This window comes from Plantactinospora sp. WMMB782 (assembly GCF_049179135.1).
In the GTDB taxonomy this organism is placed as follows: domain Bacteria; phylum Actinomycetota; class Actinomycetes; order Mycobacteriales; family Micromonosporaceae; genus Plantactinospora.
In genome coordinates this window covers 3,730,338-3,753,395 of the sequence record NZ_JBMHMC010000007.1, presented here as the reverse complement: position 1 = coordinate 3,753,395, position 23,058 = coordinate 3,730,338, and the positions used below count along the sequence as shown (strand labels likewise).

General features: G+C 69.6%; 22 protein-coding genes and 3 pseudogenes. 15 read left to right on the top strand and 10 right to left on the bottom strand.

Features of this window, described 5'->3' with window-relative positions; all coding sequences use genetic code 11:
* The first annotated feature begins 46 nt into the window (after nucleotides 1-46).
* Complete coding sequence (locus tag ACN28A_RS19265; protein WP_421396913.1) at nucleotides 47-643, top strand: TIGR03086 family metal-binding protein; 597 nt, start codon at nucleotides 47-49, stop codon at nucleotides 641-643.
* A gap of 243 nt (nucleotides 644-886) precedes the next feature.
* Nucleotides 887-1,333, top strand: coding sequence for a type II toxin-antitoxin system PemK/MazF family toxin (locus ACN28A_RS19260; RefSeq protein WP_421404500.1), 447 nt, complete (start codon nucleotides 887-889; stop codon nucleotides 1,331-1,333).
* A 299-nt stretch (nucleotides 1,334-1,632) separates the two neighbouring features.
* Here ACN28A_RS19260 and ACN28A_RS19255 read toward each other — a convergent pair whose 3' ends face one another.
* The 6 genes from ACN28A_RS19255 to ACN28A_RS19230 all read right to left on the bottom strand — a co-directional run bounded on the left by ACN28A_RS19255 (nucleotide 1,633) and on the right by ACN28A_RS19230 (nucleotide 8,220).
* Complete coding sequence (locus ACN28A_RS19255; RefSeq protein WP_421396912.1) at nucleotides 1,633-3,387, bottom strand: ABC transporter substrate-binding protein; 1,755 nt, start codon at nucleotides 3,385-3,387, stop codon at nucleotides 1,633-1,635.
* A gap of 41 nt (nucleotides 3,388-3,428) precedes the next feature.
* Nucleotides 3,429-4,427, bottom strand: a complete 999-nt coding sequence (locus tag ACN28A_RS19250; protein WP_421396911.1) for an ABC transporter permease — start codon at nucleotides 4,425-4,427, stop codon at nucleotides 3,429-3,431.
* 16 nt (nucleotides 4,428-4,443) lie between these two features.
* Nucleotides 4,444-5,463 carry an ABC transporter permease gene (locus ACN28A_RS19245; protein ID WP_421396910.1) on the bottom strand — a complete coding sequence of 340 codons (1,020 nt, stop codon included), beginning with the start codon at nucleotides 5,461-5,463 and terminating at the stop codon, nucleotides 4,444-4,446.
* Nucleotides 5,460-6,509: an ABC transporter ATP-binding protein gene (locus ACN28A_RS19240; RefSeq protein WP_421396909.1), complete on the bottom strand. Its 1,050-nt coding sequence runs from the start codon at nucleotides 6,507-6,509 to the stop codon at nucleotides 5,460-5,462. The genes ACN28A_RS19245 and ACN28A_RS19240 overlap by 4 nt, the downstream gene beginning before the upstream one ends.
* Nucleotides 6,506-7,528: an ABC transporter ATP-binding protein gene (locus tag ACN28A_RS19235; RefSeq protein ID WP_421404498.1), complete on the bottom strand. Its 1,023-nt coding sequence runs from the start codon at nucleotides 7,526-7,528 to the stop codon at nucleotides 6,506-6,508. Before ACN28A_RS19235 ends, ACN28A_RS19240 begins: the two co-directional genes overlap by 4 nt.
* Nucleotides 7,529-7,899: 371 nt before the next feature.
* Nucleotides 7,900-8,220, bottom strand: coding sequence for a hypothetical protein (locus tag ACN28A_RS19230; protein WP_421396908.1), 321 nt, complete (start codon nucleotides 8,218-8,220; stop codon nucleotides 7,900-7,902).
* A 334-nt stretch (nucleotides 8,221-8,554) separates the two neighbouring features.
* Here ACN28A_RS19230 and ACN28A_RS19225 point away from each other — a divergent pair, with 334 nt between their 5' ends.
* The 3 genes and pseudogenes from ACN28A_RS19225 to ACN28A_RS19215 form a co-directional block, all read left to right on the top strand.
* On the top strand, nucleotides 8,555-9,883 hold the full coding sequence (locus ACN28A_RS19225) for a hypothetical protein (RefSeq protein ID WP_421396907.1): 1,329 nt from the start codon (nucleotides 8,555-8,557) through the stop codon (nucleotides 9,881-9,883).
* A 44-nt stretch (nucleotides 9,884-9,927) separates the two neighbouring features.
* Entirely contained in the window at nucleotides 9,928-10,458 is a 531-nt protein-coding gene (locus ACN28A_RS19220; protein ID WP_421396906.1) for an NUDIX hydrolase, read from the top strand.
* Nucleotides 10,459-10,665: 207 nt separating this feature from the next.
* Nucleotides 10,666-11,076, top strand: a pseudogene (locus tag ACN28A_RS19215) (XRE family transcriptional regulator); the annotation flags it as partial.
* A gap of 208 nt (nucleotides 11,077-11,284) precedes the next feature.
* Here the strand turns inward: ACN28A_RS19215 and ACN28A_RS19210 are convergent.
* Together ACN28A_RS19210 and ACN28A_RS19205 are read right to left on the bottom strand one after the other, a co-directional pair.
* Nucleotides 11,285-11,881 carry a hypothetical protein gene (locus ACN28A_RS19210; RefSeq protein ID WP_421396905.1) on the bottom strand — a complete coding sequence of 199 codons (597 nt, stop codon included), beginning with the start codon at nucleotides 11,879-11,881 and terminating at the stop codon, nucleotides 11,285-11,287.
* A gap of 61 nt (nucleotides 11,882-11,942) precedes the next feature.
* Entirely contained in the window at nucleotides 11,943-12,635 is a 693-nt protein-coding gene (locus ACN28A_RS19205) for a hypothetical protein (RefSeq protein ID WP_421396904.1), read from the bottom strand.
* A 217-nt stretch (nucleotides 12,636-12,852) separates the two neighbouring features.
* Here ACN28A_RS19205 and ACN28A_RS19200 point away from each other — a divergent pair, with 217 nt between their 5' ends.
* From ACN28A_RS19200 to ACN28A_RS19165, 8 genes and pseudogenes are all read left to right on the top strand, one after another.
* Complete coding sequence (locus tag ACN28A_RS19200; RefSeq protein ID WP_421396903.1) at nucleotides 12,853-13,212, top strand: Uma2 family endonuclease; 360 nt, start codon at nucleotides 12,853-12,855, stop codon at nucleotides 13,210-13,212.
* Nucleotides 13,213-13,307: 95 nt separating this feature from the next.
* Nucleotides 13,308-14,744 (top strand): TldD/PmbA family protein, encoded by a 1,437-nt coding sequence (locus ACN28A_RS19195; RefSeq protein ID WP_421396902.1) that lies wholly within the window; start codon nucleotides 13,308-13,310, stop codon nucleotides 14,742-14,744.
* On the top strand, nucleotides 14,741-16,147 hold the full coding sequence (locus tag ACN28A_RS19190; protein ID WP_421396901.1) for a TldD/PmbA family protein: 1,407 nt from the start codon (nucleotides 14,741-14,743) through the stop codon (nucleotides 16,145-16,147). The genes ACN28A_RS19195 and ACN28A_RS19190 overlap by 4 nt, the downstream gene beginning before the upstream one ends.
* A gap of 64 nt (nucleotides 16,148-16,211) precedes the next feature.
* Nucleotides 16,212-17,021, top strand: coding sequence for a hypothetical protein (locus ACN28A_RS19185; RefSeq protein WP_421396900.1), 810 nt, complete (start codon nucleotides 16,212-16,214; stop codon nucleotides 17,019-17,021).
* A 235-nt stretch (nucleotides 17,022-17,256) separates the two neighbouring features.
* Nucleotides 17,257-18,078, top strand: a complete 822-nt coding sequence (locus tag ACN28A_RS19180) for a hypothetical protein (RefSeq protein ID WP_421396899.1) — start codon at nucleotides 17,257-17,259, stop codon at nucleotides 18,076-18,078.
* Nucleotides 18,079-18,090: 12 nt separating this feature from the next.
* On the top strand, nucleotides 18,091-20,016 hold the full coding sequence (locus ACN28A_RS19175) for a fumarate reductase/succinate dehydrogenase flavoprotein subunit (RefSeq protein ID WP_421396898.1): 1,926 nt from the start codon (nucleotides 18,091-18,093) through the stop codon (nucleotides 20,014-20,016).
* Nucleotides 20,016-20,804: pseudogene (locus tag ACN28A_RS19170) on the top strand (succinate dehydrogenase/fumarate reductase iron-sulfur subunit); the annotation flags it as partial. The gene ACN28A_RS19175 and the pseudogene ACN28A_RS19170, both read left to right, overlap by 1 nt.
* A 54-nt stretch (nucleotides 20,805-20,858) precedes the next feature.
* Nucleotides 20,859-21,113, top strand: a pseudogene (locus tag ACN28A_RS19165) (succinate dehydrogenase/fumarate reductase iron-sulfur subunit); the annotation flags it as partial.
* Nucleotides 21,114-21,231: 118 nt separating this feature from the next.
* Here ACN28A_RS19165 and ACN28A_RS19160 read toward each other — a convergent pair.
* The gene (locus ACN28A_RS19160) at nucleotides 21,232-21,723 is read right to left on the bottom strand and encodes a (deoxy)nucleoside triphosphate pyrophosphohydrolase (protein ID WP_421404496.1); all 492 of its coding nucleotides are present in this window, start codon (nucleotides 21,721-21,723) and stop codon (nucleotides 21,232-21,234) included.
* 167 nt (nucleotides 21,724-21,890) lie between these two features.
* Here ACN28A_RS19160 and ACN28A_RS19155 point away from each other — a divergent pair, with 167 nt between their 5' ends.
* The gene (locus ACN28A_RS19155; RefSeq protein ID WP_421396897.1) at nucleotides 21,891-22,202 is read left to right on the top strand and encodes a 4a-hydroxytetrahydrobiopterin dehydratase; all 312 of its coding nucleotides are present in this window, start codon (nucleotides 21,891-21,893) and stop codon (nucleotides 22,200-22,202) included.
* Nucleotides 22,203-22,265: 63 nt separating this feature from the next.
* Nucleotides 22,266-22,628, top strand: coding sequence for a PH domain-containing protein (locus ACN28A_RS19150; protein ID WP_421396896.1), 363 nt, complete (start codon nucleotides 22,266-22,268; stop codon nucleotides 22,626-22,628).
* Here ACN28A_RS19150 and ACN28A_RS19145 read toward each other — a convergent pair.
* Nucleotides 22,616-23,056 carry a HigA family addiction module antitoxin gene (locus ACN28A_RS19145; RefSeq protein ID WP_421396895.1) on the bottom strand — a complete coding sequence of 147 codons (441 nt, stop codon included), beginning with the start codon at nucleotides 23,054-23,056 and terminating at the stop codon, nucleotides 22,616-22,618. The genes ACN28A_RS19150 and ACN28A_RS19145 overlap by 13 nt on opposite strands.
* Nucleotides 23,057-23,058 lie beyond the last annotated feature (2 nt).

The following is a 23,058-nucleotide window of genomic DNA, read 5'->3' as shown; positions in this document are numbered from 1 at the left end:
CCCGGCAAATGGCCGGTCGGGTCCGCGAGCCTGGAGGGAGTCGCAGATGCTCGACCTCGATCCTGCCGCGCAGGAGGTGATCCGGCTGGTCGGCGGGGTGACCGACGAGCAGTTGACGCACCCGACGCCGAGCACGGACGTCTCGGTGGCCGCCCTGCTCGACCACCTGCTCGGCCTGTCCCTCGCGTTCACCTGGGCCGCCCGGAAGTCCGGCGGGGACGGCCCCGGCAGTTCCGCGCCGCCGCCACCGGCCAGCGCCGACAACCTCGACCCGCAGTGGCGGACACTGCTGCCCCGGCGGCTGGGTGAGCTGGTCGAGGCGTGGCGGCAGCCGGAGGCCTGGACCGGGATGACGACGGCCGGTGGGGTGACGTTGCCGGCCGAGGTGATGGGCGTGGTCGCGCTCGACGAGCTGGTGCTGCACGGCTGGGACCTGGCCAGGGCGACCCGGCAGTCGTTCCACTGCGACCCGGCCAGCACCGAGGCGGTGCTGGCGTTCACCGCCGAGTCGGCCAAGCCCGAGCAGGCCGCCGGCCGGGAGGGACTGTTCGGCCCGGTGGTGCCGGTGCCGGCGGACGCACCGCCGCTGGACCGGGCGCTGGGCTTCGCCGGCCGCGACCCCGGCTGGACGGCACCGTCCTGAGCACGACTGGCCCGCCGGCCCGTCCTGAGCACGGCTGGACGGCACCGTCCTGAACACGACTGGCCCGCCGGCCCGTCCTGACCGCAACTGGACGGACCGTCCGGGGCACCACGGCAGCGCTGACGGCGCGACCGACCCCGCCTGACCTGGCTGCCCGTGGCCGCCGGGTGGGCGGCGGCCACCGGGGAGTAGGGTTCCGCCGTGGCGAATCTCTGGAAGGGCGTGACCGCGACCGTCAACCGGATTGCCCGGCGCACTCCCAAGGGCGGTGCCGGGGCCATTCCGGCCCAGCCCGCACGGCGCCGGCAGGTCTCCGCGTTGCAGCGCCGGGAGCTGTCCTATGCCCCCGAGCCGGACGGGCAGGCCGACCCTGGCGAGATCGTCTGGACCTGGGTGCCGTACGAGGACGATCCGCGCCAGGGCAAGGACCGGCCGGTACTCGTGGTCGGGCGCGTCAGCCGGACCCTGTTCGGGCTGATGCTCTCCAGCCAGAGCGACCGGAACGGCCAGCGGCACTGGCTGGCGCTCGGCCCCGGCGAGTGGGACCGGGACAACCGACCGAGCTGGATCCGGCTAGACCGGGTCCTCACCATGCGCGAGGACAGCATCCGCCGGGAGGGCGCGGTGCTCGACCGGGTTCGCTTCGACCGGGTCGGCCGGGCGCTGCGCACCGGGTACGGCTGGCGCTGACCGGCCGCGCCGGACTCACGACGGCGGTCCGGTAGCGGCCGGACCCATGACGGCGGTCCGGTAGCGCCGGACCCATGACGCTCCGATGGCGCCGAGCCCGGACCGGACGAGTTGTCCGGCGAGCGTGATACCACCCTGTCACCATGGTGACAGGGTGGTATCACGCTCACGGTGGTATCTACCCCCAGCCCGAGCGGCGCAGGCGGACGAACTACTCCGGCGGCCGAGCGGACGGAAACGCGCCGGGGTCCCCTCCGGTACGGATCGAACCGACCGGAGAGGACCCCGCACGGACCCGGCTACTGCTTGATGTGGCTGTTGTAGAAGACCGGGGTGCCGAACTGCTCCGAGACGATCAGCCCGCCGACCTTGGCACCGGTGACCAGGAAGGTGTTGTCCTGGTAGATCGGCACGACCGGTACGTACTTCTCCATGATCATTTGATCGATCTTGGCCCACTCCGGGCCCGCCTCGCCGGCCGGTAGGTTGCTCACCCGGTCGATCTCGGCGTTCACGTCGTCGGCGTTGAAGTACGACACGTTCGAGTTGCCCTGCGGCCCGAGCTTGCGGCCGTCCCAGAGCACCGGGATCGTCGAGACCGCGCTCGGCCAGTCCGCCGCCCAGTTCGACAGGTAGATGTCGTACGGGTTGCCCCGGGTCCGGGCGGTCGGGTTGTGGTCCTCGACGTACTGGACTGTCACGTCGAAGCCGGCCCGTTCCAGGCTCTGCTCCACGATCGGCGCGGTCTGCTGCCCGAAGGCGGTGGCCCGGGACATGAAGACAAGCTTCGGCTTCTGCCCGCCGAGCAGCTCCTTGGCCTTCTCCGGGTTGCCGGTCGGCCCGCCGTCGTACGGGTTCGGGTACTCGGTTCGGCCGATCGTGGTGTCGGCCAGCAGGGTGTGGGTCAGCTTGCCGGCCGCGTCGCCGCCCTGGGTGGCGAGGATGCCCTGCCTGTCGATGGCGTACGCGATGGCCTGGCGGACCTTGATGTCCTTGATCCGGTCGTTGTTGATGCTCAGGTACCAGACCGACGGGGCGGTCGTGCGCAGCACCCGCTCACCGAGCGAGGAGTCGCCGAGCACCTGGTTGACCAGGGCCTGCGGGACCTCGTCCCAGGCCACCGCGAACTGGTCGGCACCCTGGCCGGCCAGCGCCCGCTCGGTGGCGGCGGTGTCGTTGGGGCCGATCTCGACCTCGATGGCGTCCGGGTAGGCGTGCCGCAGCGGGTCCGTCTTCGGGTCCCAGTTCGGGTTGCGCTCCAGCACGAAGCGGGTGTCCTTGACGTACTCCTTGATTTTGTATGGTCCGGAGGCGACCACCCGGCGGTCGTACTCGGTCCGGGTGTCCTTGGCCCTCGGCACCGGCACCGAGGTCGGCAGCGAGAGCGCGTACGGCAGGTCGCAGTGCGGCTCGGCGAACTCGAAGGTCAGGGTGCGGTCGCCGCGCACGTTCAGCCCCGGCACCGCCTCGATCCCCGAGGTGTACGGCCCCTTGTAGTTCGCGTTGTACGTCGGGTTGTCCGCCAGCCACTCCTGGATGTACGTCGGCCCGCCGTCGATGCTCTCCTCGAAGGAGCGGGCGACCCCGTACGACACGTCAGCCGCGGTGATCGGCGTACCGTCCTCGAACTTCACCCCCTCCTTGAGGGTGTACTCCCAGGTCTTACAGTCTTTGTTCACGTCCTTGCCGGCGTCGGTGGCAAGATCGCCGACGAGTAGCACGTTGCCCTTGCCGTCCTCCTTGAAGACGGTGAGCGTCCGCAGGAACATCTGCTGGATCGACATGCCCTGGAACGTGTACGTCCGTTGTGGGTCCAGGTGCTCGAAGTCGCCTTCCTGGATCAGCTTCAGCGTGCCGCCGGGCTTGGCACCGGGCACCTCGGCCGCCGGCCCCTGGGAGTCCTTCGGGTCGGTCGCGATCGAACTGGTGAACTGCTTGCCGCCGCCGTCGTCGGAGTCACCGTTCTCCCCGGTGTTCTCCGAGCAGGCGGCCAGCGCACTGGCCGCGAGCATGAGCGCGGCGCTCGTCGCGGCCACCGCGAGCCTGGGTCGCATATGAATTCCTCCTGGTCTCGTTGACGATGGGGACAACGGGTTCATCCGAGCCGGACCCGGGGGTCGACCACCGCGTACAGCACGTCGACCAGGACGTTGGCGGCGACCACGAAGACGGCGGCGAGCAGTACCGTCGCCATCACGATCGGCATGTCCAGGTTGAGGGCCGCGTTCAGCGCCGTCCGGCCGAGCCCGGTGAACCCGAAGACCGTTTCGGTGATCACCGTGCCGCCGAGGTAGGCGCCGAGGTCCAGCCCGGCGATTGTGATGATCGGGGTGATCGCGGCGCGCAGCGCGTGCCGGCCGTACACCTTGATTCTGGACAGTCCCTTGGCCCGCGCGGTCCGGACGAAGTCCTCGGAGAGGGTCTCCAGCATCTGCGCCCGGGACAGCCGGGCGTAGGTCGCCGAGTTGAGGAAGCCGAGCGCGAACCACGGCAACAGCATCGCGCTCGCCCAGGCGACCGGGTTCTCGGTCAGCGGGGTGTAGCGGGGATAGCCCAGCAGCCCGGTCTCGTAGACCAGGCCGATCAGCAGCAGCGGCCCGAACAGCAGGATCGGCATCGAGGCCCCGACCAACGAGGTGCCGACCGCGAGCTTGTCGAAGGCGCTCCCCCGGCGCAGCGCCGAGACCATCCCGATCGAGACGCCGAGCAGCAACCAGACGACTGCCGCGCCGAAGACGATGCTCAGGGTCACCGGCAGGGTACGCCCGACGATCCCGGTCACCGGCTCGTCGTTGCGGAACGAGAAGCCGAGGCAGGGGGCGGGACAGTCCCGGGCCGTCTCACCGGCGCCGATCGTACGGCCGGCGAAGATGCCCCGCATGAACTCGGCGTACTGCACCGGGATCGGCTTGTCCAACCCCATCCGGCGCTCGATCATCTCGATCCGCTCCGGGCTGCACACGTTCTTGCTGTCCCCGCACATCAGCTCGGCCGGGTTGTTGGGCACCGCGAAGAACATCCCGAAGGTGACCACGCTGACCGCGAGCAGGGTGCTCAGCGCCAGCAGTACCTTCTTGACCACGAACCGCAGCACGGACGACGCCTCCCGACTACCTGCTCGACTTCGGGTCGAGCGCGTCGCGCAGCGAGTCGCCGAAGAGGTTGAACGCCAGCACCAGCAGGAACAGCGTGGTCCCGCCCACGATCGTGAAACTCGGTACGTCCCGGATGTAGCGGACGCTGTCGTTAATCAGCCGGCCCAGGTCGGGGGTCGGCTCCAGCACCCCGATGCCGAGGAAGGACAGCGCCGCCTCCGCCGTGATCAGCGCCGGAACGTTCAGCGAGAAGGTCACCAGGATCGGCGCCCAGAGGTTCGGCAACAGTTGCCGGAACAGGATGTGCCCGAGTCCCGCCCCGGAGGCGCGGGCCGCCTCGACGAACTCCCGCTCGCGCAGCGAGAGCACCTGTCCCCGGACCAGCCGGGCGGAGATCGTCCAGTTGAAGAGTACGAAGATCAAGACTAGGAGGGCCGGCCGGAACCAGGACGCCACCTCGTCACGCGGGCCGTAGAACTGGTGCACCGCCAGCGGCACGAAGGCGAAGCAGAAGATGTAGAACGGGAAGGCGAGGGCCAGGTCGATCACCCAGGTGATCACGGCGTCCACCCAGCCGCCGACGTACCCGGCGACGATGCCGATCACCACGCCGAGCGCGATGGTCAGCACGGCGGCGGTGAAGGCGATCATCAGCGAGGTACGCAGCCCGTAGACCACCTGGATGAAGATGTCCCGCCCGATCCCCGGCTGGATGCCGAACCAGTGCTCACCCGACACTCCGGCGTAGCCGAGCGGGAAGCCGTTGCGGTCCAGCCGTTCCGGGAAGCGCTCCTGCGGCCCCTTGCCGTAGAGCCGGGCCACCAGCGGGGCGGCCGCCGCCAGCAGGACGAAGAAGACGAGTACGGCACCGCTGACCAGGGCGACCCTGTCCCGGCGCAACCGGCGCCAGGCGAGCTGCCCCGGCGACCGCCCGACGAACCCGTCCGAACCGGGGCCAGGTACGGCCGGGTCGTCCGGATCCGGGACGTCCGCGATGACCGCCCCGGCCTGCGCCGTCACCTGCTGCTCGCTCATCGCAGGTCACCCTCCTCGGGGAAGTGGCAGGCGACCGCCCCGGTGCTGCCGCTGCCCCCCGTCTCGTCCGGGTATCCGGCGAGCGGTGGCTCCTCGGTCGCGCAGATCTCCTGCGCCTTCCAGCAGCGGGTCCGGAACCGGCAGCCGGAGGGCGGGTCAAGTGGCGTCGGCACGTCCCCGGCCAGCCGGATCCGCCCCGCCGGCCCCAGCTTCGTGACATCCGGCACGGCCGAGAGCAGCGCCCGGGTGTACGGATGGCGCGGCCGCTCGTAGATCTCCGACCGCTCCCCGATCTCCACGATCTTCCCCAGGTACATCACCGCGACCCGCTGGCAGAAATGCCGGACCACCGCCAGGTCGTGCGCGATGAAGACGAAGGCGAGCCCCAGCTCCCGTTGCAGGTCGCGGAGCAGGTTGACCACCTGCGCCTGGATCGACACGTCGAGCGCGGAGACCGGCTCGTCGGCGACGACCAGCTTCGGCCGCAGCGCCAGGGCGCGGGCGATCCCGATCCGCTGCCGCTGCCCGCCGGAGAACTCGTGCGGATAGCGGTTGTAGTGCTCCGGGTTCAACCCGACCAGTTCGAGCAGCTCCCGGACCCGCTGCTTCACCCCGCCTGGCGGGACGATCCCGTTCACCTGCAACGGCATCGCCACGATCCGGCCGACGGTGTGCCGGGGGTTCAGCGAGGCGTACGGGTCCTGGAAGATGATCTGGAGGTCCTGGCGGAGCGGGCGCAGCTCGCCCCGGGAGGCGTGCGTGATGTCCCGCCCCTCGAAGACGATCCGGCCGGCGGTCGGCTCCAGCAGGCGTACCAGCAGCCGGCCGGTGGTGGTCTTGCCGCAACCGGACTCGCCGACCAGGCCGAGGGTCTGGCCGGCCCGTACCTCGAAGTCCAGCCCGTCGACCGCGCGGACCAGCCCGTGCCGGCGCAGCCCGGAGCGTACCGGGAAGTGCTTGGTGAGCCCGTTCACCGCCAGCAGCGGCTCGCCCGCGCCGCCGCTGTCCGGCTGCCTGGCCTCCACCGCCCGCTGCCGCACTTTCATCTCGCCACCCCCACCTGGGCGATCTCCTCGGCGTAGTACTGCCGCCGGTCGGCCTCGGCCAGGTGGCAGGCGACCAGGTGGCCGGGCTCGGCCACCGGCAGTAGCTCCGGCACCTCGGTCGACGCCCGGCCCGCGGTGCGGTCGGCGTAGCGGCAGCGGGGGTGGAAGGCGCAGCCGGGCGGCAGGTTGATCAGGCTCGGCGGGTTGCCCCGGATCGGCACCAGGTCCGCGTCCGCGTCACCGCGCAACGACGGCACGCTGGAGAGCAACCCCCAGGTGTACGGGTGCTGCGGCCGGCGCAACACCTGCTCGACGCTGCCGTGCTCGACGGCCCGGCCGGCGTACATCACGAGTACGTCGTCGGCGACCTGGCTGACCACGCCGAGATCGTGGGTGATCAGCACGATCGCCGAGTTGAACTCCGACTGGAGGTCGGCGAGCAGGTCAAGGATCTGCGCCTGCACCGTCACGTCGAGTGCGGTGGTCGGCTCGTCGGCGACCAGCAGGTCCGGGTCGTTGACCAGCGCCATCGCGATCATCACGCGCTGGCGCATCCCGCCGGAGAACTCGTGCGGGTACTGCTCCGCCCGGCGGGCCGGCTGCGGGATGCCGACCCGGTCCAGCATCTCGACCGCGCGCTGCCGGGCCGCCCGCCGCCCCGCCCGGGGATGGTGCACCCGGTACGCCTCGGCGATCTGCCGCCCGACCGGATAGTACGGATGCAGGGACGAGAGCGGATCCTGGAAGACCATCGCCATGTCCCGGCCACGCAGTCTGCGACACTCGGCGTCGGGCAGCCCGACCACGTTCCGCCCACCGACCAGGATCTCGCCACTGACCTCCGTACGCCTCGGGTCGTGCAGGCCGAGCACGGCGAGGCTTGTCACGCTCTTACCGGAGCCGGACTCGCCGACGATGCCCAGGGTGCGCCCGCGCTCGACGGCGAAGGAGAGCCCGTCGACGGCGCGGACCACGCCGTCCTCGGTACGGAACCGCACCCGCAGATCCCGCACCCGCAGGTACGCCTCGTCGGTCCCGGCCCCGGTTCTGTCCGCTGCGGTCCCGGTCGTGTCCGTCGTGGTTCCGGGCGCAACGGTCTGCGGCTCGGGCGCGTCCGTCGAGGGCTCGGGCGATGCTGCCGATTCAGGTGCTTCCACCAGCGCCCCTCCTCTTCCTGCCCGGCCAGCCGTTCCGCCGCCCGCCCGGCCGGTCCGCGTCGACGCAGCCGACGCCGGGGAGCGTGAAGGTAACCTACAGCAGAGTTCAGAGGGTGAAAATAACCTACAGGTGCCGATCTTCCCGGCCCGCCGCGCTCCCCCGGCCGGCGGACCGGCGCATCGCCCTATTCAAATCGCTCCGGTCCGTCCCTGTCGACCCCGCGCCGGGCACTTCAGGTAGTAGCAGTCCCGTCCACCTGCCCCGCGACCCGGCGCAGCACGTCGAGCCGGACCATCAGTTCGATGCAGGGCGGGTGGGGCTCCACCGACTCCCACGAGCAGGTCGGATGGTCGTGCCCGGTGACCCACAACCAGAGATGACCGAGATCCTCCCGCGTCACCCCGGCATGGACCTTGGCCACCGTCATGTCGCAGTACGCGGTGCAGGGCAGGTCGTGGATGTGGTACCAGTCCCCGGACCGGAGCCGGAGCAGGGTTCCCGCCGGCAGTTCAGGGATCTCTGGCGCGGGGATGTGCGGAGGCTTCGTGCTCACCGCTTCCGCCCCGGCACCCGTACCCACCGGCGACCGTCCCACCGGAAGTCACGCACCCGCCGCTGCCGCAACCAGATCCAGCCACGCGTTCGTGTAAGCATCGTTCCTCCTGTCTCCCGGCCGGGGCCGAGCGGTCGAAATGAAGGCCGAAGGCCACCGCCGTGATCGGCAATTGCTGTGATCGACAATCAGCGATTGCTCACGATCAGCCAACTCGACCTGGGTAGGTCGCCGGAAGGGTTTGCGAAAGGACGATCCGTGCAGCGAGTTCACACCCCGTGTGCGCGATACTTGGTTACCCTGTGCTCGCTCCCTTGGCAGAGGCTGGTGAGGGATGGAGCCGAACACCCTGCTGGACGCGCTGCTTGACGAGGCCGGCATGTCTCATGCCGGACTCGCGGCCCGACTCAATCGCGCCGGCCACGGCGACGGAATGATCCTGCGATACGACCACACCTCCGTAGGCCGATGGTTGAGGGGACAACGGCCACGCGGTCGCGTACCCGAGTTCATCTGTGCGATCCTCAGTCAGAGTCTGTCGCGGCGAATCACCCTCGATGACATCGGCATGGGACGCCCCGACACCGTGCACGGCGCACCCCTCACAGACTTCATCGCCCGCGCGACCGCGCTCTGGCGTGCAGACCAGGAGCGCCGCGATTCCGCGGCCCTACCAGTCATCGCCGGGACACGCGCCATCGCGCCGGTCTGGGAATGGGAGAACCCACCAGAGGACCTCGATGTGTCCCGACCAGCAGGTCCTCGTGTCGACTCCAGTGACGTCACCATGCTCCGAACCGCCCGCACCCACTATGAATCGATGTACCGGCAGACCGGAGGTGTCGCCACCAGGCCACGGGTGGTGCGGTTCCTGATGGAGCACACCACACCACTGCTTCGCGGTTCCTACGGAGACAGGACCGGCCGCGACCTGTTCCGGGCCACCGGTGGGCTGGCTGCCATCGCTGGGATCTGCGGCTACGACTCGAATGCACAGGGCCTCGCACAGCGATACTTTCATCAAGCACTGCGCCTGGCCAAAGCTTCCGGTGACCGTCGGTTCGGCGGGTACGTCATCGCCTTGTTGGTCAACCAGGCGGTATTTCTCAGGAACTACCGACAGGCCATCGCGTTCGCCGAAGCGGGCCTGCGTACCGCTGGACCCCATATCTCTCCGGCACTCAGGACCGATCTGTACGTCATGCAGGCAAAGGCGTTCGCCGGTATGAAGGCAGTCTCGGACGCGCACCGCTGTATGACGCTCGCCGAGCAGACGGCGGCGCAGATTCGCCGTCAGGACGAGCCGCCGGAAACGGGATACATGCAGCCCGGCCTGATGGAAGCACAGCTTGCCGAGGCACTCACCAGCCTCGGGGAGCTAACCTCCGCCGGGGAGTATGCCGAGGAGGCGGTCCGCAGGCCCACCCATGCCCGCGGCCAGGTACACCGGATGGCCACGCTCACCACCGTGGAACTCAATCGCGGTGAGGTGGAACGCGCCGCGGCCTCTGCGGTCCAGATGGTCGATCTCGCGAGCGGTATGGAGTCCCAGCGGCTACGCGACAGGTTCGACCAGCTACGCCGACGACTGACTCAACAGGGCAGTGCCGTGACGGCGGACGCCGTCGCCCGGATCGACGAAGCACTGTCGGTCCCGCTGTAGCCTGGCCAGCGATCCAGAGGTCCGAGAAGGGCGGTCGGCAGCGGATGCGGTGGAAGAACCTCGGCGAGCACACCGTCTACGAGAACAAGTGGTTGACGGTCAACCTTGCCGACGTGGAGCTGCCCGACGGGAGGCATCTCGACCACTTCCTGCTCCGACAGCGTCCGGTCGCGCTCTGCGCGGCCGTCAACGATCAGAACGAGGTACTGCTGTTGTGGCGGCACCGGTTCATACCGGACACTTGGGGCTGGGAACTGCCCGCTGGCGTCGTCGATGCCAGCGAGACCCTCGAAGAGGCCGCCGCACGCGAGATGCTCGAAGAGACCGGGTGGCGCCCCGGACGCCTGACGCCGCTCATCACGGTCGAGCCGTCCAACGGGTTGTCGGACGCACAGCATCACGTATATCTGGCCGACGGCGCCGAATACGTCGGTGAACCTGAAGACTACTTCGAGTCCGAAAAACGGGAGTGGATCTCCCTCAGCCGAATCCCAGAGATGATCGCCGCTGGCGAGATCCGTTCAGCAAATGCCGTTGCCGCACTCCTGGTGCTCCACAATCGGCTGCTTCCCTAGCTATCCGGGGAACAACGGCCGACTTGCACCGCGCAGGCGGTCCCTACGAGGCTTGCTGGGTCTTCTGGAGAATGGCGCAACAGCGACGCCGAACACGGCACTTCGGCGATATCGGCATTACCGTGGCGGCATGGTGTCGCAGTACAGCGCCCTCCGAGCCGTCCGTCGGGTGAGCACATGAGCCAAGACGAGAGCCCGCAGCGCAACTACTCGGGTATCTGGCTGAGCCGGTACGAGTACTTCTCCAGCGGGCGGGACGAGGCGTTCGTCGGCCAGCACCACGTGGTCGTGTTGCAGCACGGCGACCGGCTGACGGTACGCAGCCTGCCGAACACCGCGGCGGGTTCGCTCGGCATCGACCTGAGCATCGACGGCAACGTCGTTACCGGCACCTGGACCGAGCAGACCGACCCAAGCGGCTACTACCGTGGCGGCCGGTACCACGGGGCGATCCAACTGCTTGTCGACCCGACCGGTCGACGGATGACCGGCAAGTGGGTCGGCTTCGGCAAGGACATGGACGTCAACACCGGCCCATGGGCGATGGTCTTCCAGGACGCCTCGACCGACAAGGCGACGATGGACCGGTACGACCGCACACCGGATCTCCTCGCATAAGGTCGTCTCATGATCTGCCGTTCGGCCGAACCGGACGGTGGCTCGCCGTAACGGGTGAGACAGGCAGTCGCCCACGAGGCGCTTCGCCGGGTGGCCGCGGCCGAACACCGATGGCGATCGGTCGCGACTCACCGTCCCGTCGTCCGCCGTAACAGCGATGGCCGCCGACCGGCGAAATTCCCTACACCTGCTCCACCCGGGGAAAGGTCTACTTCTGCTGGGTGAAGAACTGGGCGAACTCCTTAATCATGAAGTTGTGGAACCAGTCGGTTGCGGTGGAGTTCTTCCATGCCATGACCTCCGCCCTCTGGAGTCTCGAATCCCAGAGGTCGACGCTCTCCAACTCGTTACTGGTCGGGCACAGCGGATAGCTGTTCTTCAGATCCTCCCAGGTGTCCACGGTTCGGTCCTTCACCTTGGCTGCGGCCTGGTTGCCCTCCACCAGACACGGATCTATCGCCTGCTTGATGGCCTTCAGCTTGTCCAGGCTCTCCACCTGCAACGTGGCGAAGGCATGTGACTTGCCGCGTGTCGTGAGGAACATTTCGCTCTTGGCGTAGGCGAGATCGTAACCGGTTTCCTCGAGGAACTCGCGCACTCCGTCACCCGTAAGGTCCTTGCCCTGGTCGCTCACCTCGTGCTTGCCGCCGGGGAGAACGTACGCCCCCGCAGAATTCAGCTTCTTTCCTTTGGGTACCAGTGCTCCCTCGAAGAAGTAACCCAGCTCCCGTTTCTTGGTGACAAGGAACTGCAATCCATCCTTCACCTCGCCGCTGTGAAAGTAGACCAGAACGTAGACCTGCATCTCACACTCCTTGGGAACAGGGAATCGACTGCCTCGACACGGTGTCTTGCCGGACCGCCACCTACCGACCCCCCGCCAGAGCGGGCGATCCCAGACTCTCCGCGAACTTCATGTAGATCTGCTTGGTCGTCTCTATCTGCTCGATGAACGGCATACTCTTCGTGTCGAACACCGCCGCGAGCTGCCGCTCGTACATGTAGAGGAATGTGTTCAGGTGGACCTTGCTCAGGTCGATGGTGGATTTCACCGCCGAGAAGGCGCTGACCGACTCGATGTTGTTCACAATCCCCGCCACGTTCACCGTACGACGCCAGGACCGTAGGTCGATCCTGATGATCGACATGCCCTCGGTGAGCAGGTAGTAGTTGTGAAGGGTGTCCTCGGAAGCCTCGCCCGCGCCGAGGAAGGCACCGAGGGCCGTACTGATCAGCGAGGTGACACCGTCGATGATTTTGTCCGCGCTGCCGGACGCGAAACCCTTCAGGGATTGCGACACCGTCTGCGAGAGGTTCTCCGCCAGCCCGTCCTTGGCGTACGCGTGGTGCTGCTCGGCGATGGCAATGATGGACTCGATCGGCACCGTCCTGTTCTCGGCCGTCCCGGCGGTTCGCAGGTCCGCCAGAATCTGCTGTGTCATGCTGCGGCCCTTCTCCTCTGCCAACGAGGCGAGCGCATCCAGCAGCGCTTTCTCCCGTGCCGCCTTCTCGTCGTTACCGACGACCTGGCTGGCCGCAGTACGTATTGAACCCATCATCCTCCCCTTCGATATGGGCACCGTGGTCGACAACCAGCTCCGGTGAATCCGAGAACTTTTCGGCCCTGACGAAGATGATGCGGCCCGGACACCATTCATTTCGAAGAATGTCGACGTCCTGACATACCCGCAAATCCGACACGATCTATGCCTGGGCACTCACTCAGCCGGCCGGCGCAACGCGCTGCAGCCCGGCGCCGAGGCCGTCGGGCTGCACGTGCTGGCGGCGGTGAACGTCCGGCTGCGATCGGGCCGCATCCCGATCCCGGACCTGGTGGTCACCGGCGAGATCGACTTCGACGATCCGGTCGTCGACGGTACCGCGGTCCGGCTGGTCTGCGAGATCATCTCGCCCGGCAACGCGGCCACCGACAAGGTGCTGAAGATGCACTACTACGCCACCGCCCGGATCCCCTGGTATCTGCTCGTCGAGCAGGAGACCGGCACGCTGCGGCTGCACCGCCTGGACGGCTCCCACCACGTCGAGCACGCTGTGGCCAAACCGGGCGGCTCGCTGCGGCTGGCCGAGCCGGTCGTGGCGGAAATCCGACCGGCGGAGTTACTCCCCGGGCGCTGACACCCGCTCCTCGCATAGGGTCGTCCCATGATCCGCCGTCCGGCCGAACCGGACGGTGGTTCACCACAACGGGCGAGCACGACGAGGAGATGCCGATGGCCGAGTTCGACGTGGCGACGGCGGCGGTGCAGGCCGCCCTCGACGCGGGAGCCCGGTACGCCGACGCGCGGGTGATGCACCAGCGGTACGAGTCGATGTCCGCGCGCAACGGCGAGATCGAGTCGGTCACCCAGGTCGAGAGTTCCGGGATCGGGGTACGCGCACTCGTCGGCTCGGGCTGGGGCTTCTACGCCGTACCCGATCTGGCCGAGTCGGCGGCCCGGGCGGCGGGCGAGCGGGCCGCGCGGATCGCCGCCGCGAGCGGCCGGGTCCCCGGCCCCGGCAGCAACTTGCTGGCGGTGCCGGCCAGCACCGGGTCGTGGGCCTCGCCGTGCGCGGTCGACCCGCTGGCGGTGCCGCTGTCGGACAAGGGCGACCTGTTGGTACGCGCGACCGGCACGTCCCGGGAACACGGCGCCGACCTGGCCGAGGGGCTCTACCAGATCTGGGACACCCGTAAGTGGTTCGTCTCCAGCGAGGGGCACCGGATCGACCAGCACATCCGGGAGTCCGGTGCCGGGATCTCGGCGACGGTCATCGGCGACGGCGAGACCCAGCGGCGCTCCTACCCCAGCTACCGGGGGCAGTACGGCACCCAGGGCTGGGAGCTGGTCGACTCGCTCGACCTGGCCGCGCACGCCGCCCGGATCGCCGAGGAGGCCCGGGAACTCGTCACCGCGCCGCTCTGCCCGGCCGGCGAGACCACCCTGATCCTCGGCGGCGAGCAGATGGCGTTGCAGATCCACGAGTCGGTCGGGCACGCCATCGAACTCGACCGGATCCTCGGCTGGGAGGCGGCGTTCGCCGGTACCTCCTGGCTCGACCTGGACCAGCTCGGCGCGCTGCGGTACGGCTCCGACCTGATGAACGTCACGATCGACCCGACGATCCCCGGCGCGCTCGGCAGTTTCGGCTTCGACGACGAGGGGACCCCGGCGGCCAAGCGGGACGCGGTCCGGGAGGGACGCTGGGTCGGTACGCTCGCCGGCCGCGACTCGGCGGCGATCGCCGGCCTCGACTACGCCGGCAGCGTCCGGTCCGACGGCTGGGCCCGACTGCCGATGGTGCGGATGACGAACGTCGGGCTGGAACCGGGACCGCACACCCTGGACGAGATGATCGCGGCCACCGACGACGGTGTGCTGATGGACCTCAACCGCTCCTGGTCGATCGACGACAAGCGGCTGAACTTCCAGTTCGGCTGCGAGATCGGCTGGGAGGTCAAGAACGGCCGGCGGGGCCGGATGCTGCGCAACCCGACCTACACCGGGATCGGCCCGCAGTTCTGGCGGTCGATGGACATGCTCTCCTCGGAGACGGTCGCCTGGGGGACCCCGAACTGCGGCAAGGGGCAGCCGGGCCAGGTCGGGCACACCGGCCATCCCGCCGCGCCCGCCCGGTTCACGAACGTCCGGATCGGAGTACGCGGATGACATCCCCACTGGACCTCGCCGGCCGGGTCGTCGAACTGGTCCGCCAGGTGGCCGGGCCGACTGCCGAGGCGGAGGTCGGCGTCGAGCACGCCGAACTCGCGCTGACCCGGTTCGCCAACTCCTTCATCCACCAGAACCTGGCCGACGTCGCCACCACGGTGCGGCTGCGGCTGCACCTGGACGGGCGTACCGCCACCGCGGTGTCGACAGTGGTCGGTGACGAGGGCGTACGCGGACTGGTCGAACGTACCGTCGCGGCGGTCCGGCACTGTCCGCCCGACCCGGGCTGGCCGGGGCTGGTCCCGCCGGGTGCGGTGGACGGCACCGGCAACTGGGACGAGGCGACCGCGAACGCCGGGCCGGAGCAGCGGGCCGACCGGGTACGCGAGTTCGTCGACGCGGTCGGCGGGCTGGAGGCGGCCGGCTACTGCCGTACCGGGCGGCGGGAGGGGGCGTTCGCCAACACGGCCGGGCACTCGGCCACCGGGCGGCACACCGAGGCGATGATGGACGGGATCGCCCGGTGCGGCGGTGCGGACGGGGTGGCCCGGGTGGGCTCGGTCCGCCTCGCCGACCTGCACGGCGGCGTACTCGGGGCACGGGCGTCGGTGAAGGCGCGGGCCGGGGTCGCCCCGGTCGAACTTCCCCCGGGGCGCTACGAGGTGGTGCTGGAGCCGAGCGCCGTCGTCGACCTGTTGCAGAACTTCGCGATGTACGGCTTCAACGGCAAGGCGTACAACGAGCAGCGCTCGTTCGCGGTCCCCGGTGCGGAACAGTTCGACCGGTCGGTGACCCTGCTGGACGACCCGCTGGCCAGCCCGGCTCTGCCGTTCGACGCCGAGGGCACCGGCCGGACCCCGGTCGCGCTCGTCGAGCAGGGCGTCACCCGGACGGTCTCGCACGACCGGCGTACCGCCGCCGAGGCGGGCAGCAGCTCGACCGGGCACGCCGTGCCGGGCGGCGCCGCCATGGGCGCGATCCCGCTGCACCTCGGGCTCGTGCCGGCCCCGACGACCGAGGGCGCGGCCACCCCGGGCGAGGTCTCCGGGCCGGGCGAGGTCTCCGGACCGGTGGTGGACGCGGACACGGCCGCGCTTGTCGCGCAGGTCCGGCGCGGGCTGCTGGTCACCGACTTCTGGTACACCCGGGTCCTCGAACCGAAGAGCCTGGTCGTCACCGGGCTCACCCGCAACGGGGTGTGGCTGGTCGAGGACGGTGAGGTGACCGCCGCCGTGCAGAACTTCCGGTTCACCCAGTCCTACCCGCAGGCGCTCGCCCCGGGAGCGGTGCTCGGGATCGGCAGGTACGCATCGTTGCAGTCGCAGACCTTCAGCAGCGCGTGGTGGTCGGCACCGCCGCTCCGGCTCGCCTCCTGGAACTTCACCGGCGGCGCGTCCGGCTGACCGAGGGCCGGCACGGCGTCCCGCCGGGGATGCCCGGATCGCGTTCCGGTGCTTCACTGTGTGCGTGACGGACGAGCCGAGCACCCCCGCCGCCGACGAGCCGGGCAGCGCCGCCCGGACCGCCGACGTACCCCCGGACGCGCCGGCCGGCTCCGACCGGCCGGCCGGGCAGCAGAGCCGGCCCGACCCGGGAGGACGCCGGGGCCGGTCCGACCCGGCCGGGCAGCGCGCCGTGCCCGACCCCGCCGGGCAGCATGCCGCGACCGGCGCCGCCGGGCAACGTGCCGTGCCCGACCCGGCCGCCCGGCGGCGGCGCCGGCTGACCATCGCCGGGATCGCCGGCGCGGCCGTGCTGGTGCTGCTGGTCTGTGGCTGTCTCGGGGCGTTCGCCGCCGGGCTGGGCCGGCTCGCCCGGGAGTCCGACCGCGACCGGACGGCGCAGGCCCGCGCCGACTCCGCCTGCCGCGAACTGGAGAAGCGCCTCAACCGGCTGACCCCGCCGGGCGCCACCGGCAGCCCCGGTGAGCGGGCGGCGGCGATCCGGGACGAGAATGCCGCCGTACGACCGTTCCTGTCCGAAGTCGAGCGACTACGCGGCTGGTGGGGCGGCGACCGCGACGACGACCGGGACGACGGTGGTCCGGACGACGACTCCGGCGACCGCGGGCGGCCCGGACGCGGCGAGTCCTGGCAGCGCCTGGTCGATGCCCGGACCAGTTACGCGGACGCGCTCGACCGGCAGGTCACGCACGGCGATCCGGCGTTCTTCCTGGCCCCGCGCGACGCCGCCGGCCGACCGCTGGTGGACCGCCTGCAACGCGGGCCCCAGGAGTGCGCGGCGGCCGCCCGCAGACTTGCCGCACCGGATCTGTAGCCACGCCTGTCGAGTGAAGTTCTGCACAACCCCGTCCGGATCCGGCAGCAGGACTTTCGTAATCGGCGGGAAACCCGCGAGACTCCCTTGCGCATGTGCCTGTCAACGTGCGGCGTAACGTGTGCACCGACGCGGACGCAGGTAGCGCGGCTACGGGTCCTCCCCTGTCCCGCGCGCCCCGCCGGAACACCATCCGTGCCCGTCGAAGCGACCGGGCCCCGTCAGGGAGACATAGATGACTACGAGGACGGCCCCACCTCCGGCCGGACTGCCGGGAAGCGTGCGCCAGCGCGCGGCCATCGCGGCAAAAACCCTGCGTACCGACCGCTGGTGGTTCGCACCGCTGATCACCGTGATCGGGCTCGGCGCCTGGGTCACGTACGCGACGGTGCGGGTATTCATGCACGACTTCTACTGGGTGGCGGACTACCACTACCTGACGCCGTTCTATTCGCCGTGCGTGACGGAAGCCTGCATTCCCGAGGCGGCCCACTTCGGCCGGGTACTGCCCGGCTGGTGGTTCATCCCGGACGCGGCGCTGACCCTGCCGTTCCTGCTGCTGTTCCGGCTCACCTGCTACTACTACCGCAAGGCGTACTACCGGTCGTTCTGGCTCTCGCCGCCGGCCTGCGCGGTGCCGGACGGGCACAAGACCTACACCGGCGAGACCCGCTTCCCGCTGCTCGGGCAGAACCTGCACCGCTACACCTTCTACGCCGCCGTGGTCATCTCGCTGATCAACAGCTGGGACGCGATCCTCGCCTTCCACAGCCCCAAGGGCTTCGGCTTCGGTCTCGGCAACCTGATCCTGCTCGGCAACGTGGTGATGCTCTGGGCGTACACGCTCTCCTGCCACTCCTGCCGGCACATCGCCGGCGGCCGGTTGAAGCACTTCTCCCAGCACCCGGTCCGCTACCGGGCCTGGACGTTCGTCTCGAAGCTGAACGTCCGGCACATGCAGCTCGCCTGGATCACCCTGGGCACCCTGGCGCTCACCGACTTCTACGTCATGGCGCTCTCCGCCAACTGGTTCGACGACCTGCGGTTCATCAACTAAAGGGCCTCTGACATGACTACCCGAATCGAACGACACCACTACGACGTCGTCGTCATCGGCGCCGGCGGCGCCGGCCTGCGGGCGGCGATCGAGGCCCGGCTCGCCGGCAAGCGGACCGCGATCATCTCGAAGTCGCTGTTCGGCAAGGCGCACACCGTGATGGCCGAGGGCGGCGCCGCCGCCGCGATGGGGAACGTGAACAGCCGGGACAACTGGCAGGTGCACTTCCGGGACACCATGCGGGGCGGCAAGTTCCTGAACAACTTCCGGATGGCCGAGCTGCACGCCAAGGAGTCGCCGGCCCGGATCTGGGAGCTGGAGACGTACGGCGCGCTCTTCGACCGCACCAAGGACGGGAAGATCTCGCAGCGCAACTTCGGCGGTCACGAGTACCCGCGGCTGGCGCACGTCGGCGACCGGACCGGGCTGGAGCTGATCCGCACCCTGCAACAAAAGATCGTCTCGCTGCAGCAGGAGGACAAGAAGACGCACGGCGACTACGACGCCCGGATCAAGGTCTTCGCCGAGACCACCATCACCGAGCTGCTGCTCGACGGTGACCGGGTGGCCGGGGCGTTCGGCTACTACCGGGAGTCCGGCGAGTTCGTCCTCTTCGAGGCTCCGGCCGTGGTGCTGGCGACCGGCGGGGTCGGCCGGTCGTACAAGGTCACCTCGAACTCCTGGGAGTACACCGGGGACGGGCACGCGCTGGCGCTGCGGGCCGGCGCCACGCTCATCAACATGGAGTTCCTCCAGTTCCACCCGACCGGCATGGTCTGGCCGCCCTCGGTGAAGGGCATCCTGGTCACCGAGTCGGTCCGCGGCGACGGCGGGGTGCTGAAGAACTCCGACGGCAAGCGGTTCATGTTCGACTACGTCCCGGACGTCTTCCGCAAGCAGTACGCGGAGACCGAGGAGGAGGCGGACCGCTGGTACACCGACCCGGACAACAACCGGCGCCCGCCGGAGCTGCTGCCCCGGGACGAGGTGGCGCGGGCGATCAACGCCGAGGTCAAGGCGGGCCGGGGTACCCCGGCCGGCGGCGTCTACCTGGACATCGCCAGCCGGCTGCCGGCCGAGGAGATCCGCCGCCGGCTGCCCTCGATGTACCACCAGTTCAAGGAGCTGGCCGACGTCGACATCACCGCCGAGCCGATGGAGGTCGGCCCGACCTGCCACTACGTGATGGGTGGCGTCGAGGTCGACCCGGACAGCGGTGCGGCGGCCGGGCACGTGCAGGGGCTCTTCGCCGCCGGTGAGGTCTCCGGCGGCATGCACGGGTCGAACCGGCTCGGCGGCAACTCGCTGTCGGACCTGCTGGTCTTCGGCAAGCGGGCCGGCGAGCACGCGGCGACGTACGCCGGAGGGTTGTCCGGCCGGCCGAAGGTCGCGGCCGGCGACGTCGAGGCGGCGGTGGACCGGGCGCTGGCCCCGCTGGAGCGCGACGGCGGGGAGAACCCGTACACGTTGCAGCAGGACCTCCAGGCGGTGATGGGCGACCTGGTCGGCATCATCCGGCGCAAGGGCGAGCTGGAGGAGTCGCTGGTCAGGCTCGCCGACCTGCGCGACCGGGTGACCCGGGTGGCGGTGGCCGGCGGCCGCCGCTACAACCCCGGCTGGCACCTGGCGCTGGACCTGCGCAACATGCTCGTGGTCTCGGAGTGCACGGCCCGGGCGGCGCTGGAGCGCGAGGAGTCCCGGGGCGGTCACACCCGGGAGGACTTCCCGACGATGGCGCCGAAGTGGCGCGCGGTCAATCTGGTCTGCTCGCTCGACGGCGACAAGGTACGCCTGGAGCACAAGCCGCTGCCGAAGATCCGGGCCGAGCTGATCCAGCTCTTCGACCGGGGCGAGCTGGCCAAGTACCTGACCGACGAGGAACTGGCGGACTTCGACGCCCTCACCGCAGAGGCGCACGCTGAGGAGGCGGCCAAGTAATGGCGACAGAGAACGCGCCGGGCGGCACCGGCAAGGCCGGCGGCACCCGCCACTTCAAGGTGTGGCGTGGCGACGAGTCCGGCGGCGAGCTGACCGACTACCAGGTGCAGGTGAACGAGGGCGAGGTCGTCCTCGACGTCATCCACCGGTTGCAGGCGACCGAGGCGCCGGACCTGGCCTGCCGGTGGAACTGCAAGGCCGGCAAGTGCGGCTCCTGCTCGATGGAGATCAACGGCATGCCCCGGCTGGGCTGCATGACCCGGATGTCGACGTTCGAGGAGACCGAGACGGTCACCATCACCCCGCTGCGGACCTTCCCGATCGTCCGGGACCTGGTCACCGACGTCTCGTACAACTACGAGAAGGCCCGGGAGACCCCGGCGTTCGCGCCGCCGGCCGACCTTGCGCCGGGTGAGTACCGGATGCAGCAGGTGGACGTCGAGCGGTCGCAGGAGTTCCGCAAGTGCATCGAGTGCTTCCTGTGCCAGAACACCTGCCACGTGGTCCGCGACCACGAGGAGAACAAGGTCGCCTTCTCCGGGCCGCGCTACTTCATCCGCGCCGCCGAGCTGGACATGCACCCGCTGGACGCCAAGACGGACCGCAAGGAGTACGCCCAGGCGTCGCAGGGGCTCGGCTACTGCAACATCACCAAGTGCTGCACCGAGGTCTGTCCCGAGCACATCAAGATCACCGACAACGCGATCATCCCAATGAAGGAACGCGTCGTCGACCGGCGGTACGATCCCGTTGTGTGGCTCGGTAGCAAGATCTTCCGTCGTGGCAAGCAGAACGAGGCCGCGCAGGCCCAGACGCCGCGCGACCCGGACGAGCTCGGCACGGTGCACGCGCACGTCGGCGGGTCGCACGGGCCCGAGGCCGGCGCGGAGCGCGGTGTGCACTGGGGCCGGCAGGTCCCGCACCCGACCGCTCCGCCGGTCGACTCCCGGGGACGGCTGGCGATCAGCGAGTTCACCTTCGACAAGGCGGCCGCACCCTCGCCGTTCGGCGACGACGTGACCTTCCCGCTGCCGGCCGAGGGGCTGAACTACAGCCACCCGGACCAGCCGCCGGCCAAGGACCGAGCCGAGGACTGACCGGTTCCGTTCTGTTCCGTCGCGTCCTGTTCCGTTCCGCGCCGTGGGCCGGGACCGCCGTCCAGCGGTCCCGGCCCGCGTCCGGTTCGGGCAGCGATCTCGCAGTCCTGCCCGTCGTTCAGGTGGCGGCGGCCAGCACCGGGCGCAGGGCGGCCACTATCGGTACGTCCGCCGGCAGCCACGGCACGCTGTCCAGTTCCTCCGGGCGCAGCCAGCGGATCTCGGAGTGCTCCAGCGGCCGCGGTTGGTCCCCGTCGACGAGTACGGCCAGGTAGACCCGGAGCACCGAGCGACCGTGGCCGCCCATCCGGACGTCCCGGCCGATCCGCTCGCCGACCTCGATCCGTACGCCCAGTTCCTCGGCGCACTCCCGGACCAGCGCGGCAACCTCGGACTCGCCGGGCTCGACCTTCCCACCCGGGAACTCCCACCGGCCGGCCACCTCCGGAGGGTGAGATCGCGCACACCCGAGTACCCGCCCGGCGGCCACGATCGCCGCTCCGACGACGACCTTCGGCTCCCGCCGTCCGCGCCCGGAATGTCCCCCTGTCGACCCGTCCCGGTCGTTACCGCTCGCCCAATCGGTCCGCACGGGCGTCCAGCGTGCCAGATCAATCGGGAATTCGGGTAGCCGCGCCGGGCCCACCGGTCAACAGAAGACGGAAGGGTGGACGTGGACACACCAGCCGGCCAGAGACAGACTAGGGAGCACCGACCGAGACACGGGATGGCGACGATTTGGCCACAAGCCGGCAACGACGCCTGGGAGGTTTGGCGATGCGTGCTCTCTGGGGTGGCCGGATGGACCGCGACTACCTGAGCGACGCACTCACCCTACTGGGCGGCTGGACCCGCGAGGGACAGCAGATCAAGAGGACCCTTCTCCTCGACGACACCCAGCACGCGGCACTCACCGAGCGGATAAAGATCATCGCGGACGCGCTGCATCTCCGCCCGGAGATCCGCCGCCTGGACGGGCACACCCAGATCAGGATCGGCCCTCGCGACGACAGCGAGATCACCGACGGTGAGGTCACCCTGGCCGCCCGCATCGAGGACGTCTACCGCGCGGTGACCGCGCCGAACTGAGCACGGCCACTGCCGGGTGCTCGCCGACGCGCGGCGCTGGCGCGGTGCTCCTACCCTCGGATCATGGCCAACGTCAGCTATGACCGTCGGGAGCAGCTCAAGCAGATCGAGAGTGGCCTCCTCGACGGGGAACAGGTCATCGCCGTCTACGACGCCATCGGCACCGGCACCGGGTTCATCGGGTTGACCGACCGGCGCGTGATCATCCAGGACAAGTCGTTCGTCGGCAAGAAGTTCGCGATCACCAGCATCCCGTACTCGAAGATCACCAGTGTCAGCGTGGTCAGCAACAAGTCCTGGGGCGGCTCGTTCTTCTCCACCGGCGCGATCGCGATAAACGTCGGCACGCACACCTACGAGGTGGAGTTCCGGGGCGACCAGAAGAGCCACCACGTGCACAACGTGATCCTGCACTACATCTCCTGAGAGGTACTGGTCGACGGGGACGGGTCGATCAACCCCGGGGGCCCACTCGCCGATACGCCGGAGGACCCGTACCGGCTGGTCGGCGAGGCAACGGCCCCGATCGCCCAGACCATCGCGGCGGTCCTGGCCGCCCGTCCGGCGGGGCCTAGGCCGCGTAGCGGCTGGATCTTCTCCAGTACGTGGCCGAGCGCGTCGCGTTCGATCTCCAGGTCGAACCGGTTCTGCAAGTTGATCCAGAAGAGGTCGGACGTCCCGAAGTAGCGGGCCAGCCGCAGGGCGGTGTCAGCCGTGATGCGGCGCTTGCCGTGCACGATCTCGTTGATCCGCCGGGGCGGTACGCCGATGGCGACGGCGACCCTGTGCTGGGTGATGCCGAGCGGCTCGATGAACTCCTCCATCAGCACCTCGCCCGGGTGGACCGGGGGCACCT